We start from the raw sequence: 14,006 nt of genomic DNA on the forward strand, positions 1-14,006 counted from the left end.
CTACGGCGTCGAGCAGCGCCGGCGTGCCCGTCCCGGGCCGCGGTGAGCGCGGCCCGGGACGGGCACGGGCCGTCAGCCCAGCCGGGCGGAGGCCAGGGTGATGGGAACGCCGCCGAGCGCCTGGCTGACGGGGCAGTTGCGCCGGGCCTCCTCGGCCGCCGCCGCGAAGTCCTCCGCCGACAGGCCCGGCACGGATCCGCGTACGGTCAATGCGATGCCGGTGATCCCGGTACCCGGCTCGAAGGTCACCTCTGCCTGCGTCTCCAGCGACTCGGGCGCCGTACCCGCCTCGGACAGCCCGTGCGAGAGCGCCATGCAGTAACAGGAGGCATGCGCCGCAGCGATGAACTCCTCGGGACTGGTCACCCCCTCCGGCTGCCCGGCGCGGGCGGGCCACGACACCGGGTACGAGCCGACGCCGGACGACGCCAGCGTCACCTCGCCTGCCCCTTCGATCAGCGATCCCTTCCACACGGTGGACGCGGTACGAGTGGTGCCCATGAGGTTCCTCCAAGGGTGATGATTATGAGATGGGCGGGACACGCCGCCGCACGCCGATGGGACCGGTCCGTGGGACGGCTCCCCGGCGACGTACTGACCGCACGCTCCGCCTGGGGCCCGAGATGGCGATCACAGCAGAGCCACGGGGCAGTTGGCCAGCGAAAACAGGTGCTCACACAAACTCCTCGGCCGACCCGGCCCACTCCTTCGGTCCGCACCGTCACGGTGCAACGGGACACCACGGCCGACGCCGGGCCGCTCGGAAGACCAGCGACGATCCGCAGCCAGACAGCGGCCGGCCTGCCACCGACAACTTTGCTCTGCAGCACCGAAAGACCGGCCTTCGGAGCCCGGCTGGCAGGCCATGATCGAACCGTGCCGCCGTCCGCCCCGCGTTCGTCGGGGCGGGCGCGGGGCACACGCACCACGAACGGGTCCAGAAGGAGAATCTGTTGAGGAACGAGAGCCTGGCCAATCTGCTCAAGGAGGAGCGGCGGTTCGCACCGCCCGCCGATCTGGCCGCCGCCGCCAACGTGACCGAGGCTGCGTATGCACAGGCCGACGCGGACCGGCTGGGCTTCTGGGCCGAGCAGGCCCGGCGGCTGACCTGGGCCACCGAGCCGACCGAGACGCTCGACTGGACGAACCCGCCCTTCGCGAAGTGGTTCGCGGACGGCAAGCTCAACGTCGCGTACAACTGCGTGGACCGCCACGTCGAGGCCGGCAACGGCGACCGCGTCGCCATCCACTTCGAGGGCGAGCCCGGCGACAGCCGCTCGATCACCTACGCCGAGCTCAAGGACGAGGTCTCCAAGGCCGCCAACGCCCTGACCGAGCTGGGTGTCGAGGCCGGTGACCGCGTCGCCGTCTACCTGCCGATGATCCCCGAGGCGGTCGTCGCGATGCTCGCGTGCGCCCGTGTCGGTGCCGCGCACTCCGTGGTCTTCGGCGGTTTCTCCGCCGTCGCCGTCGCCTCCCGCATCCAGGACGCCGACGCCAAGCTGGTCATCACCGCTGACGGCGGCTACCGCCGCGGCAAGCCCACCGCCTTGAAGCCCGCCATCGACGAGGCCGTCGCCAAGTGTCCGCAGGTCGAGCACGTGCTCGTCGTACGCCGCACCGGCCAGGACACCGCGTTCGCCGAGGGCCGCGACCTCTGGTGGCACGAGGTGGTCGGCCGGCAGTCCGCCGAGCACACCCCGCAGCCGTTCGATGCCGAGCACCCGCTCTTCATCCTCTACACCTCGGGGACCACGGGTAAGCCGAAGGGCATCCTGCACACCTCCGGCGGCTACCTCACGCAGGCCGCGTACACCCACCACGCGGTCTTCGACCTGAAGCCGGAGACCGACGTCTACTGGTGCACCGCCGACATCGGCTGGGTGACCGGGCACTCCTACATCGTCTACGGGCCGCTCGCGAACGGCGCCACCCAGGTGATGTACGAGGGCACGCCCGACACCCCGCACCAGGGCCGGTTCTGGGAGGTCGTCCAGAAGTACGGCGTCACCATCCTCTACACCGCGCCCACGGCGATCCGTACGTTCATGAAGTGGGGCGACGACATCCCCGCGAAGTTCGACCTGTCGAGCCTGCGCGTGCTGGGCTCGGTCGGCGAGCCGATCAACCCCGAGGCCTGGATCTGGTACCGCAAGCACATCGGTGGCGACCGCTGCCCGATCGTGGACACCTGGTGGCAGACCGAGACCGGCGCGATGATGATCTCCCCGCTGCCGGGCGTCACCGCCACCAAGCCGGGCTCCGCTCAGCGCGCCCTGCCCGGAATCTCCGCCACCGTCGTGGACGACGAGGCGCACGAGGTCCCCAACGGCGGGGGTGGCTACCTGGTCCTCACCGAGCCGTGGCCGTCGATGCTGCGCACCATCTGGGGCGACGACCAGCGGTTCATCGACACCTACTGGTCGCGCTTCGAGGGCAAGTACTTCGCGGGTGACGGCGCCAAGAAGGACGACGACGGCGACATCTGGCTGCTCGGCCGGGTCGACGACGTGATGCTGGTGTCCGGCCACAACATCTCCACCACCGAGGTCGAGTCGGCCCTCGTCTCGCACCCCTCGGTCGCCGAGGCCGCCGTGGTCGGCGCCAACGACGAGACCACCGGGCAGGCCATCGTCGCCTTCGTCATCCTGCGCGGCAGCGCCTCCGAGACCGAGCACCTGGTCGCGGACCTGCGCAACCACGTGGGCAGCACGCTGGGTCCGATCGCCAAGCCCAAGCGGATCCTGCCGGTCCAGGAGCTGCCGAAGACGCGCTCGGGCAAGATCATGCGCCGTCTGCTGCGCGACGTGGCGGAGAACCGCGCGGTCGGTGACGTCACCACGCTCGCCGACTCCTCGGTCATGGACCTGATCCAGACCAAGCTGCCCTCCCCCCAGCACAGACAAGGCAACTGATCCACCGGCGCCGCCCGCGCGACGGCCACGCGCGGGCGGCCTGCCACAAGAGACGGGCCCCGGCCGAACGCCGAGGACGGCTGCGACGGTCCACCGTGCACCGTGTTACCGCGGCCCGTCCCGAGCGCGCCGCGAATCCGCCCCGGTGACGGCAGCAGCCCGCCCGTCCCGTGGCGGAAGGCACTCATCGGTACGACAGTGCTGGCCGCCGGTCCCCTCGCAGTCCAGGCTCACGGCTAGCAGCTGGACGTTCACTCCGCCTGTCTGCCACCGGCGTTGGCGGGATTCGCAGACGTATGGCCCCGAGCAATCTCCGCTGGCGAAAACCACCTCGGAGGCTGGGTCGCACCCCGACCGACACGCCCAACCGCAAGATCCGAACGTCAAGTCCCACAGCATCCCGCCCACAGGCAGGAGGCCCGGGGGCTCGGCGTGCTGGCGGATGCCGGACCCCCCGCCCGTCTTCCGCCGTCGCACCGTCACAAGGCACGCAGGGCCAAGTCCTTGTGCCGGGACCCCAGGCAGTAGCCCCCGCGTCGGCCCGAGGCCGCCACCCTCGTCCGACAAGGTGCGCACAGCGCCACCCCCTGCCCCGCCACACGAGCCGAGGACAACCGTGCCCACCCACGCCCTCTACGCTGCCAAACCCATCGCCTCGCACACCGTGCCCTGGACCTATGAGCACGCTGCTACCCAGACGACCACGAGACCCGCCACACTCGCCGACTACGACGCCGTCAACCAGCTTCACAACCGCAGCTCCCTGGCATCGCGCTTCGCCCGATACCAGAGCGCCCGCCGCGACCTTCGCTTCGCAGAGTGGAGCCACCTCACCAACCCGGACCGGGCCAGCTCATGGGTCTCCCACCCGCGGCACAGCCCCCACGACGTCGTGGCCACGATGAACCTTGTCCGCACCACGGACTCCAGCACGGCCGAGCTCGGCCTTCTCATCGAAGACGGCTGGCAGGGGCGCGGGCTCGGAACGGCACTCGCAGCGCAGGCACGCGCGACGGCCCGGAACCTCGGATGCTCCTCCCTGGTCATCGTGACGGGTGCGGACAACGTTCGAATGCTCAAGATCATGCGCGGGCTCGGAGCCACACCCGCTCGGACGGGCGGCACAACCCTCGCCTTCTCCCTCCCGGTGGCGTGAGCCCGTGCCGCACGGCACCGTCTAGTGCTGTGACCGCATAGGTTCACCGGGTTGCTCGTTGTGCTGGTTGGAAGTGTTGACGCTTCCAACCAGCAGGGGAGGCGGGATGGCACCACCGGTCAAGGTCCGGAGGCTGACGGAGCAGGAGGGGCGGAAGCTTCAGCAGACTGTGCGGCGGGGCAGCACGACCTCGGTGCGGTTTCGGCGGGCGATGATGCTTCTGGCCTCGGCCGGCGGCAGCACGGTCCCGGTGATCGCCCGGCTGGTCCAGGCGGACGAGGACACCGTCCGGGACGTGATCCACCGCTTCAACGAGATCGGGCTCGCATGCCTCAACCCTCAGTGGGCGGGAGGCCGTCCTCGCCTGCTGAGCAGTGACGACGAGGACTTCGTCATCCAGACGGCCACCACCCGGCCCACCGTGCTGGGCAAGCCCTTCACCCGCTGGTCGGTCCGCAAACTGGTCGATCACCTCCGCAGGAACATAGCCCGGCCCGTCCGGATCGGCCGCGAGGCCCTGCGGTGCTTACTGGCCCGCCGCAGGATCACCTTCCAGCGGACGAAGACCTGGAAGGAATCCCCGGACCCGGCCTTCGACGCCAAGCTCGCCCGGATCGAGTACGCGGTCAACGAGCGTCCGGACCGCACGTTCGCCTTCGACGAGTTCGGGCCTCTCGGCATCCGCCCCATCGCCGGCTCCTGCGGGGCCGAACAGGGCCGCCCCCACCGGCTGCCTGCCACCTACCGCCGCACCCACGGCATCACCTACTTCCACGGTTGCTACTCCGTCGGCGACGACAAGCTGTGGGGCGTCAACCATAGACGCAAAGGCATCGACCACATCTGGGCCGCTCTGCGGTCGATCCGAGCAGCCCGCCCGGACGGCGGCCCGATCTACGTGATCCTCGACAACCTCTCCGCCCACCTGAACTGGAAGATCCGCAGGTGGGCGGCCAGGAACAAGGTCGAGCTGTGCTTCACACCCACCTACGCATCCTGGGCCAACCCCATCGAGGCTCACTTCGGGCCGCTGCGGCAGTTCACCCTCGCCAACTCCCACCATCCGAACCACACCGTCCAGATCCGGGCCCTGCACGCCTACCTGCGCTGGCGCAACCAGAACGCCCGCCACCCCGACGTCCTGGCCGCCCAACGACGCGAACGCGCACGCATCCGCAGCGAACGAGGTCTCCGCTGGGGCGGCAGGCCACTGCCGGCCGCAGCCTGATCGCCCGGACCTGGCAACCCATCCCGGGCACAGCACTACATGTCGAAGGGTTCGTAGCGGGCGTCGCCTCCGGGCCAGGCGCGGTCCATGAACGGCGCCCGGTCGAGGCCGTCGAAGCAGCGCATCAGGAAGTCGGTGAAAGTGCCGCTGGTGCGGTACCACTCCGCGCATTCGCTGCCGACCACGATCTCCCAGTTGCCCGGATCTGGGTCGCTGGCCAGGAAGTAGTACTCGCTGTTGTGCTCGTCGTGGCCCCAGCGGATGAGCCCACCAGGGTCGGGGTGGAAGGGGAAGGGGTAGAGGTCCTCCCACCCTCCCCGTGCATCGCGCCAGGCCTCCAGGGACCAGAAGTCTTCGAGTTCGGCAGGGGCCATGGGACCAGTCGGCCGGTCGAGGTGGAGGTACCCGTCGAGGGTTCCGGGCCCGTACACGGCCATGAAGGCCTTGTAGTCCGCGGGCAGCGTGACACCGAGGTGCTGTTCGGAGGCCTCCCAGACCTCTCGGCGCGGCCAGCCCCACGCCTCCTCCGGCTCCCCGAGCAGTGCCTGGAGGCGTTCCAATGCCGATGGCATGTCTTCCCTCGTCCCTGAGCTGTGACCGGCTGGGAACATCATCAGCCTCCCTCTGACAACACCGAGCTGCCCAGCGTCCTCAACCCGGCGAACCTTCCCGGTCACAGCACTAGCGGGCCGGTGGCTACCGGCTGCGGCGGGTGGTGACGAGTTGCCCGTCGTGGAGGCGGTGGTCGAGGTCGAGGCCACTCTCGAGCATCGCAAGGACGTCGAGGTGGCGGTCGGCAGGCACGGTCGCCACCTGGTGCTGGTCGCGGTCGATGCGGATGGTCGGGTGGCGTTCGCTGGGTCGTGCGACGTCGACCGGCCCGTCGGGCGTTCCCGGTACCAGCCGGGTCAGCGGAGTGGTAGTGGCGCGGTCGTCGAGGAGCCGGTTGATCGGGTCGGAAGGAGTGCGGACGTAGTCGAGGAGGTCCTGGATTTCGTAGTCGCTCGCCCCGTACTGCTGCGCCCAGCCGTCGATGTGGTGTTGGGCGGTCCACCGCCGGAGGTCGGCCGACCGGTGCCTGAGACGGGCGGCGTCGTGGCCGAGGAGGTGCGCGATGCGCCTGGAGGTGACGCCGGAGGTAAGTAGGGTCAGGGCCTGTTCGGTGTCGACGCCGTGCCGGATGTGCCAGGCCGTGTGCTGGTTCAGCCTGGGCGCGTCGGGGGAGAGATCGGGGCTGGTGTTGACCAGGTTGATCAAGGCGCCGACGGTCCAGCTCAGGGCGTGCCCGAAGGCGGTGCTGATATTGCGTACCGCCTGTTCGAGCGCCCACGCAGCCGGAATGTCAGGCTGCCAGGAGCGGGCGAGGTCGGGGATCGCGGTGCCGGAGATCCACTCGCGGAGGGCAGGGGCGACCGGGACGTTCATCTGCGTGCCCCGGGTTTCCTTGTCCTTGAAGCTCCAGGTCTTGGTGACCTCCGGGAGATGCTCGAGCAAGCGGTCGAAGACCTGGTGCTCGGTGAGGAAGTCGAGGGTGCGCTGCAGCGGCCATTCCGCCGGTTCAGAGCGCCAGCCGCCGCCGGTGGTTCGGGTGGCGTCGTCCACAACATCCCGGTTGAGCAGCACGGCAAGGTGCTTTCCGAGCCAGTCGAGGTAGCGGGCCGACCCCAGGCTGGTGCCGGTTCCAGCCCACCTGCCGGCCGGGCCGGGGTCGGTGGTCTCGAACACTGCCGCGACCTGGTCCGCGATTGAGAGCCACCGGTTGGTGGTCCGCCCGTTACCGGTCTGGGACAGGGCGAACAGCGAGTCCAGGATGTCGAGGGGTCCCCCCTGCGGCGCCGGCGAGGCAGCGTGGAGATGCAGTACGAGCCAGACGAAGGAGGCGAAGTCCGCGGCGACGCCGTCGGCCAGCGCGAAGACGCCGTCGGCGTCCTGCCGAAGGGTGTCCTCGGCGGCGGCGAGATCGGCCAGGGCATCGCTGGTTAGCAGTGTGGAGACGACGCGCAGCTGCTCCGGGTCGGGGTTGAGGATGTCGAACTCGGTGGGGTGGGGCGGGTAGGGGCGTGTCAGGAAGATCCAGCCCTCGCTTTCCCGGCCGGCCCGCCCGGCGCGGCCGATGGCGTTGAGGAGTTCGGCAGGGGATAGGGCGCGCTGGCCGTCGTAGGTGAGCGGGTCGCCGTCGACCTTGTGGTGGACGATGACGGTGCGCACGGGCAGGTTGACGCCGTCGGTGAGGGTGCTGGTGCTGGCGATCGCCAGGAGATCGTCGCGGCGCAGAGCGCCCTCGATGGCATGCAGGACGTCCTCGGGCAGGGCGCCATGGTGGTAGGCGACGCCGTGCCGGGTGCAGCGCACCAGTGGGTGCTCCTCGCCGAGGGTGTCGGCGAGATAGTCGGTCAGGGCCGTGGCCTCGGATCGCTCGGGCAGGCGGTCGGCGATGGCGAGCGCCGCGTCACGGGCCTCGCGCCTGGTGCCGACGACCATTAGGACGCTGCCGGAGGCGGTGAGCTCCGCGGCGCCGGCGGCGAAGATCTTGTAGTCGGCGATCCCGCCCGGAAGGCGAGTCCGGGCAGTCCACCGCCCTGCGGCGCCGGCGAAGCGCCGCGTTCCCACCTCGCCGGTGGTCAGCCGGGCGATGGTTGAGGAGGCGGTCGGCCGGACGGCGAGAAGGGTCTCGACCGGTACGGTGGCGAGCACCGGCGAGGCATGCTTCGCCGTCGGCAGCCGCTCCGCCAGCTCGGCCTGCTCAGCCATCAGGTTCGGGTACATGAGGCCGTGCATTCGGCGCGGGCCTCGCCAAGTGTCGGTGAAGTAGACCTCCCGCTCGGGGCGCTGCGGGTCGAGCCACGAGGCGATGTCGCCCTTGTTGCCGACGGCCGCGGACAGCAGCACCAGCCGGACGTCGCTGCGGGCCTGCAGCAGCGCGAGCAGGCTCTCCAGCACGAAGCCGCGCCTGCCCTGGCCCAGGTGGTGGGCCTCGTCGACGACGACTAGCCCGACATCGGCCAGCGCCTCGCCGGGGTTGTTGCGGATCATGTGCATGAGCCGCTCGGGGGTGACGATCTCCACGTCCGCACCGTCCGACTCGGCTGACGAGGCCCACGCGCCCAGTGGGAACTCCGGCTGCTCCGCGGCCAAGCGCCGCCCGAGCACCCGCAGTCGGCCTCGCAGGGCCGAGCGCATCTCACGCCCGAGACTGCGCATCGGCGACACGTACACCACGCGCCCGGGGCGCTGCGCCAGGTGCGAGCAGATCACCAGCTGAGCCATCAGTGTCTTGCCCGCACTGGTCGGCACGCTGATCAGGCTGCGTGACGTCGCCGGATCGAGCGGGTTGCCGCGCTCCAGCTTCAGGAGCTGGCGCTGCGGCGGCCAGAGCGTCATCACCGGCGGCCTCGACAACGCGAAGCTCCGCGCCACGGCCGGGGGAGTACCCGGAGGAAGTAGCTGGTACAGGCTGCTGGCCGACATCTCCCCGCTCAGCTGGAACAGGTGCGCGGCAACCCACCGCGCCAGCCGGTCACCACGGCCGGCCGTCTCCGTCATCACGTCCATGAGCAGCCGCTGAGCGGACAGCAGATCCTGCTCCTCGCCGAACCCCAGGAACTGGTACAGACGGAAGACCGCCTCAACGACGGCCTCCGCGGGCCCATACATGGTCCCCGTGAGGGACTCGCGGCGCATCACTGCCCGTACCCCGCGCAGTTGCCGCCGCCACGCCCGTAGCGCCCGGCCCAGCTCCGGCCGATCGAAGCTGAGAAAGACCACGCCAGCCTCCACCGCGAGGGTGCCGATGTGCAGGCGGAGTTCACCGGTGAAGTCGATCAGAGAGCTGATCTGTCTGTAGACGGCGGTGGCGTTCGGGTCCTGCTCGCTGCGCCGGTATCCGGCCTGCGCGGCGAAGGCGATCTGGAGCCGTTCGACCGCCGGACGCCGGTCGTCACCGAGGGCGAGGTCCATCAGGTGCGCGCTGGTGGCGAAGGCCTGTCGCACACGTACCGCGTCGTAGCCGGGAGTATCCGGGTCCAGTGCGGCGAGGCCGTGCAGAAACCATGCGGTGGCGAGCGTCTCGTCCTCAATCTCCCGCTCACCGCGGAACGCGGCGACCTCCAACTCGGTCATCGCCGCCAGCAGGTCCGCGGCGCTGGGCAGCACCCCGCCCACCCGGTACTCGCCGAGCGCAGATGCGAGCACCTCCGGGTCTAGAGTGCGCTCCACACGTACCTCCTTACGGTCTTGGCGAAGTCCTCAAGATCCTCGATCGCCACCACCAAGCCTTGCAGTGCGCCCGCGTGGGCATGGGTGGTGAAGTGCAAGTGGGAACGTTCGAAGGCCGTATCCGGGGTGTCCGCGGCATTGATGGCCACGCTGACCCCGCCGCTGCCCGACTCCTTCGCATCCACCCACTGCCGCGCCATCGAAGCGACAAACCCCCGGGTGTCGGGGGCGAGCTCCCGTCCTCCCCACGAGATCTGACCCAGGTACCGTGCGCCCCAGGTGTTCAGCTGCTGCCATGCCTTGCGGATCGTGTCGCTCGGCTTCGTCTTCTCCGCGGTGAACTTCTTCATCTCCCACAGCCGAAAGACGAACCCCAGCTCACTGCCGGGCACGCGGTGAATCAGCAGTCCGTCGGGCCCGCTGTCGGTCACCGTTGACGACGGCGGGTCCAGGATTTCCACGCTGCGTCCGGGTTCAGGGGGGAGGTCACGGGTGGTGAGGTACCAGAGCCATTCGCCCACGTAGCCGGTAACACCAGTGTCGTCGTTGGCCTCAAACACAGGACCCGCGTACAGAAGGACGTGCGCGTGGTCGGGGCCAGCCAAAGTGGTGCCGGCCAGGACGTGGTCGCGCCAGAGCTGGTAGGCATGATCGTCTAGGTCGGTGCGGGCCTGCATCACCTCGTCCGCGATGACCCAGGCGGCCGCGGCGCGGTCCTTGGGCCTCTGGCCGATGGTCACCACCAGGTCCCATGGGCACACCTGCCCATGGCCGCGGCTTTCCCTCCGGGTGAGATCGACCAGGCGACCGCCGACGTCCAGGGCGTGCTCCATCGCCTGCTGCGCAGGTATCGACACCCGCCCCACCTCCCGCTTTTACCCTGAGCCGGGACCTGGGGTGCCGACACGGGCCACCCTATCGAGCCCGAAGATCGCCGCGCAGCCTCCTGCGGCGAAATCGTGGAGTGGCTCACCGAATGCACGGGCTGCCCGATTTGCTCGCGATCGCTGGTGCTCGTGCCCGCGCTGGCTCGTCGACGACGGTCACGCTGTGCCAGCCCAGCCCAGCCCAGCCCAGCCCAGCCCAGCCCAGCCCCCGCGCACTCAGCCGACGAGGGGCCGCGGTTGGGAGGGCTTCATCGAGTGGGTCGCACCAGGTGGTGCACTGCTAGGCCGGCCCGTGCGGCCGGTCGCCAGAGCGCTGGGGGTCTGGCCGGTCGCGGAACCAGCGTCGCGTGTACCTGCCAGCGGGGCCGGACGGAGGACAGTGTGGCGAGGACACGGCGGCTGCCGCGGAGCGCGTGGCAAAGCCTGAGCTGTTCCGCTGCGCCGTGCCGCCATGCGTGTCAGAGGGTTTCGCCTGCCTCGCCCTCGGGCGGGAGTCTGGTCCGTGACTGGTCCGGGAGATGTGACTGAGCGACCCCTTTCCGCACCTAGCGTGATGCCTCTGTGTCGATGGGTGACGCTTCGGAACTGGCTTCTGGAGGGCAGTTTCCCTTCCGGGGGCTCGACTTGGCGGTCTAGAAGAACCCAACTGCTTTCGGGGAATAGCTGCAATAAACGTTCTTCGTCTGCTGGTAGTGCTCCAGCATCATCTTGTGGGTCTCGCGGCCGATGCCCGACTGCTTGTATCCGCCGAATGCAGCGTGTGCCGGGTACGCGTGGTAGCAGTTCGTCCAGACGCGGCCCGCCTGGATCGCGCGGCCCGCGCGGTAGGCGGTGTTGATGTCCCGCGTCCAGATGCCCGCGCCCAGGCCGTACGCCGTGTCGTTCGCGATCCGTAGGGCATCGTCGAAGTCCTGGAACGAGGTCACCGACACCACCGGCCCGAAGATCTCCTCCTGGAAGATCCGCATGCGGTTGTCGCCCTCGAAGATGGTGGGTTGGACGTAGAAGCCGCCCGCGAGATCGCCTTCCAGTTCCCGGCGCTCGCCGCCCGTGAGGATCTTCGCGCCCTCCCGCTGGCCGATCTCCACGTACGACAGGACCTTCTTCAGCTGCTCCTCCGAGGCCTGCGCCCCGATCATCGTGTCCGTGTCCAACGGGTGCCCCGACACGATCAGTTCGGTACGGGCCACCGCCGCGTCGAGGAAGTCCCCGTACCTGCCCCGCTCGATCAGCGCACGCGACGGGCTCGTGCACACCTCGCCCTGGTTGAGGGCGAACATGGTGAAACCCTCCAAGGCCTTGTCGCGCAGGTCGTCGTCCGTGGACCAGATGTCGTCGAAGAAGAGGTTCGGGCTCTTGCCGCCGAGTTCCAGGGTGACCGGCTTCAGGTGCTCGGCCGCGTACTGCATGATCAGCCGACCGGTGGCGGTCTCCCCGGTGAAGGCGATCTTCGCCACCCGAGGACTGGACGCGAGGGGTTTGCCCGCCTCCTCCCCGAAGCCGTTGACGATGTTGACCACGCCCGGCGGCAGCAGGTCCGCCACCAGACCCAGCCAGTAGTGGACGGAGGCTGGGGTCTGCTCGGCCGGCTTGAGGACCACGGTGTTGCCCGCCGCCAGCGCCGGGGCCAGCTTCCACACCGCCATCAGGATCGGGAAGTTCCACGGGATGATCTGTCCGACCACGCCCAGCGGTTCGTGGAAGTGGTAGGCGACGGTGTCGTCGTCGATCTGGCTCAGTGCGCCTTCCTGCGCCCGCAGGGCGCCCGCGAAGTACCGGAACTGGTCCACGGCCAGGGGGAGGTCGGCCGCCAGGGTCTCCCGCACCGGCTTGCCGTTCTCCCAGGTCTCCGCGACCGCGAGGGCCTCCAGGTGCTGCTCCGTCCGGTCCGCGATGCGCAGCAGGATCGACGACCGCTCGGCGACCGACGTACGCCCCCACGCGGGCGCCGCCGCGTGGGCCGCGTCCAGCGCCCGCTCCACGTCCTCGGCCGTGCCCCGGGCGACCTCCGTGAAGACCCGGCCGTTGACGGGGGAAGGATTCTCGAAGTACCGGCCGCGGGCGGGCGGAACGTACTCGCCGCCGATGAAGTGGTCGTAGCGGGACGCGTACGACATGAGCGCCCCCTCGGTTCCGGGCGCAGCGTAGCGGGCCATGGTGTCCTCCCCTTGCCGGGCGCCGGCCGCCGTCGGACAGCGCTCGGGTGGAGGCTAGGGGCGGGCAGGTTGCGGATACGTTGCACGCCGCCGACCACCTGGGTCCGGGCGCGCGCCCAGCTCCCGGTCCAGGGCGTGCGCGTGGGCCAGCGCGGCCGGCCGGCGTTCCGGGGGCAGCGCGGCCGCCAGCGCCCGCCACGCCTGCGGGTCGTCCGCGCCCCACGGGCTGCACACCCAGTCGGTCAGCATCCCGGCATCCGCCCGTGCGATCACGGCCGCCCGAGCCTGGTCCTCGATCCGGCGCCGCAACCGGACGATGGCGGGTGCGGTGGAGCCCGGCAGCAGGGGGCCGGGGTAGTGGTGGAGGGCCGCGGACACCGCCCCGGCGGCCAACTGCCGGGTCAGGACGGTGAAATCCGCGTCCAGCGGACCGGCCGTGCGGTACGGCCTCGAAAGCGGCGCCGACGGCCCCAGCAGGGCGCGCAGCCGGGAGATCTCGGCGCGCAACGTCACGGGCGACACCGACTCGTCCTCGTACAAGGAGATCGCCAGCTCCTCGCCGGACAAGCCCTCGGGATGGTGCGCGAGCAGCGCCATGATCTCGCTGTGCCGCCGCCCGAGCCGGAGCTTGCGACCGGCGGTGACCAGCAGTGCTTCGTCCTGGCCGAGGGCGGCGAGGGTGTTCCTGGGGGCCGGCCGATCCGGTTCGAGCAGCGTCAACTGGGCTTCCGCCGCCCGGGCCACCGCCCGTACGAAGCCGAGGGAGTGCGGGTGGGCCAGGCCGTCGCCCCCGGTGATGTCCACCGCGCCCAGCAGCCTGCCCGTCCGGGGGTCCCGCACCGGGGCCGCCGCGCAGGTCCACGGGTGTACCCGGCGGCTGAAGTGTTCGGCCCCGAAGACCTGCACGGGCTCGCCCGTCGCGACCGCCGTCCCCGGTGCGTTGGTGCCCATCGCCGACTCCGCCCAGCGCGCGCCCGGGACGAAGCCGAGGCCCTCGGCCCTGCGCAGGGTTCCCTGTTCGCCCTCCACCCACAGCAGGCTGCCCCGCGCGTCGCACACCGCCAGCAGGTGGGCACCGTGCGCGGCGAACGCCCCCACGAGCTCCCGGAACAGCGGCATCACCCGGGCCAGCGGATGCTCCTCGCGGTACGAGCGCAGCTCCGCCTCCGCGAGCTCCACCCGGGGCGCGCACTCCGGGCTGAGCCGGGCCCGCGCGCACCGCCGCCAGGACCGCGCGATGACCGCCCGGACCGGACCCTCGACCCGCCCGTCCCGGGTGAACGCGGCATGTGCCCGCCGTAGTTCGCGCGTGCGCGCGGCCGGATCGGCCCCGCCCGGCAGCGCCACCGACGGATCGCCCATGTCACCCTCCCGAGGTGCCGCGGTACGGAGCTGCCGAGTTGCCGAGTTGCGGAGTTGTGGAGTTGCGGAGCTACGGCGTTGCCGATC

The 14,006-nt window shown here is 70.4% G+C and carries 9 protein-coding genes; 3 read left to right on the forward strand and 6 right to left on the reverse strand.

Going from position 1 to position 14,006, the window contains the following annotated elements; all coding sequences use genetic code 11:
• Window positions 1-72: 72 nt before the first annotated feature.
• Window positions 73-501 (reverse strand): OsmC family peroxiredoxin, encoded by a 429-nt coding sequence (locus tag OG207_RS37205; protein WP_329105044.1) that lies wholly within the window; start codon window positions 499-501, stop codon window positions 73-75.
• Between the two features lie 452 nt (window positions 502-953).
• Between OG207_RS37205 and acs the strand changes: the two genes are divergently transcribed.
• The 3 genes from acs to OG207_RS37220 all read left to right on the forward strand — a co-directional run bounded on the left by acs (window position 954) and on the right by OG207_RS37220 (window position 5,299).
• Window positions 954-2,915: an acetate--CoA ligase gene (gene acs, locus OG207_RS37210; RefSeq protein ID WP_329105046.1), complete on the forward strand. Its 1,962-nt coding sequence runs from the start codon at window positions 954-956 to the stop codon at window positions 2,913-2,915.
• Window positions 2,916-3,531: 616 nt separating this feature from the next.
• On the forward strand, window positions 3,532-4,071 hold the full coding sequence (locus OG207_RS37215) for a GNAT family N-acetyltransferase (protein ID WP_329105048.1): 540 nt from the start codon (window positions 3,532-3,534) through the stop codon (window positions 4,069-4,071).
• 106 nt (window positions 4,072-4,177) lie between these two features.
• Complete coding sequence (locus OG207_RS37220; RefSeq protein WP_329105050.1) at window positions 4,178-5,299, forward strand: IS630 family transposase; 1,122 nt, start codon at window positions 4,178-4,180, stop codon at window positions 5,297-5,299.
• A gap of 35 nt (window positions 5,300-5,334) precedes the next feature.
• On the opposite strand, the gene OG207_RS37225 is transcribed toward OG207_RS37220, so the two are convergent.
• The 5 genes from OG207_RS37225 to OG207_RS37245 all read right to left on the reverse strand — a co-directional run bounded on the left by OG207_RS37225 (window position 5,335) and on the right by OG207_RS37245 (window position 13,919).
• Window positions 5,335-5,871 (reverse strand): SMI1/KNR4 family protein, encoded by a 537-nt coding sequence (locus OG207_RS37225; protein WP_329105052.1) that lies wholly within the window; start codon window positions 5,869-5,871, stop codon window positions 5,335-5,337.
• 124 nt (window positions 5,872-5,995) lie between these two features.
• On the reverse strand, window positions 5,996-9,514 hold the full coding sequence (locus tag OG207_RS37230; RefSeq protein ID WP_329105055.1) for a DEAD/DEAH box helicase: 3,519 nt from the start codon (window positions 9,512-9,514) through the stop codon (window positions 5,996-5,998).
• Complete coding sequence (locus OG207_RS37235) at window positions 9,499-10,371, reverse strand: hypothetical protein (protein WP_329105057.1); 873 nt, start codon at window positions 10,369-10,371, stop codon at window positions 9,499-9,501. Before OG207_RS37235 ends, OG207_RS37230 begins: the two co-directional genes overlap by 16 nt.
• Window positions 10,372-11,033: 662 nt before the next feature.
• Complete coding sequence (exaC, locus tag OG207_RS37240; protein WP_329105059.1) at window positions 11,034-12,557, reverse strand: acetaldehyde dehydrogenase ExaC; 1,524 nt, start codon at window positions 12,555-12,557, stop codon at window positions 11,034-11,036.
• A 54-nt stretch (window positions 12,558-12,611) separates the two neighbouring features.
• On the reverse strand, window positions 12,612-13,919 hold the full coding sequence (locus OG207_RS37245; protein ID WP_329105061.1) for a helix-turn-helix domain-containing protein: 1,308 nt from the start codon (window positions 13,917-13,919) through the stop codon (window positions 12,612-12,614).
• Window positions 13,920-14,006 lie beyond the last annotated feature (87 nt).

Source organism: Streptomyces sp. NBC_01439, assembly GCF_036227605.1.
Lineage (GTDB): Bacteria > Actinomycetota > Actinomycetes > Streptomycetales > Streptomycetaceae > Streptomyces.

Bases quoted from the DNA above. Each gene is read 5' to 3' on its own strand.
- OG207_RS37205 (WP_329105044.1), bottom strand. From the start codon at position 501: ATGGGCACCACTCGTACCGCGTCCACCGTGTGGAAGGGATCGCTGATC.
- OG207_RS37225 (WP_329105052.1), bottom strand. From the start codon at position 5,871: ATGCCATCGGCATTGGAACGCCTCCAGGCACTGCTCGGGGAGCCGGAG.
- OG207_RS37220 (WP_329105050.1), top strand. From the start codon at position 4,178: ATGGCACCACCGGTCAAGGTCCGGAGGCTGACGGAGCAGGAGGGGCGG.
- exaC (WP_329105059.1), bottom strand. From the start codon at position 12,557: ATGGCCCGCTACGCTGCGCCCGGAACCGAGGGGGCGCTCATGTCGTAC.
- OG207_RS37245 (WP_329105061.1), bottom strand. From the start codon at position 13,919: ATGGGCGATCCGTCGGTGGCGCTGCCGGGCGGGGCCGATCCGGCCGCG.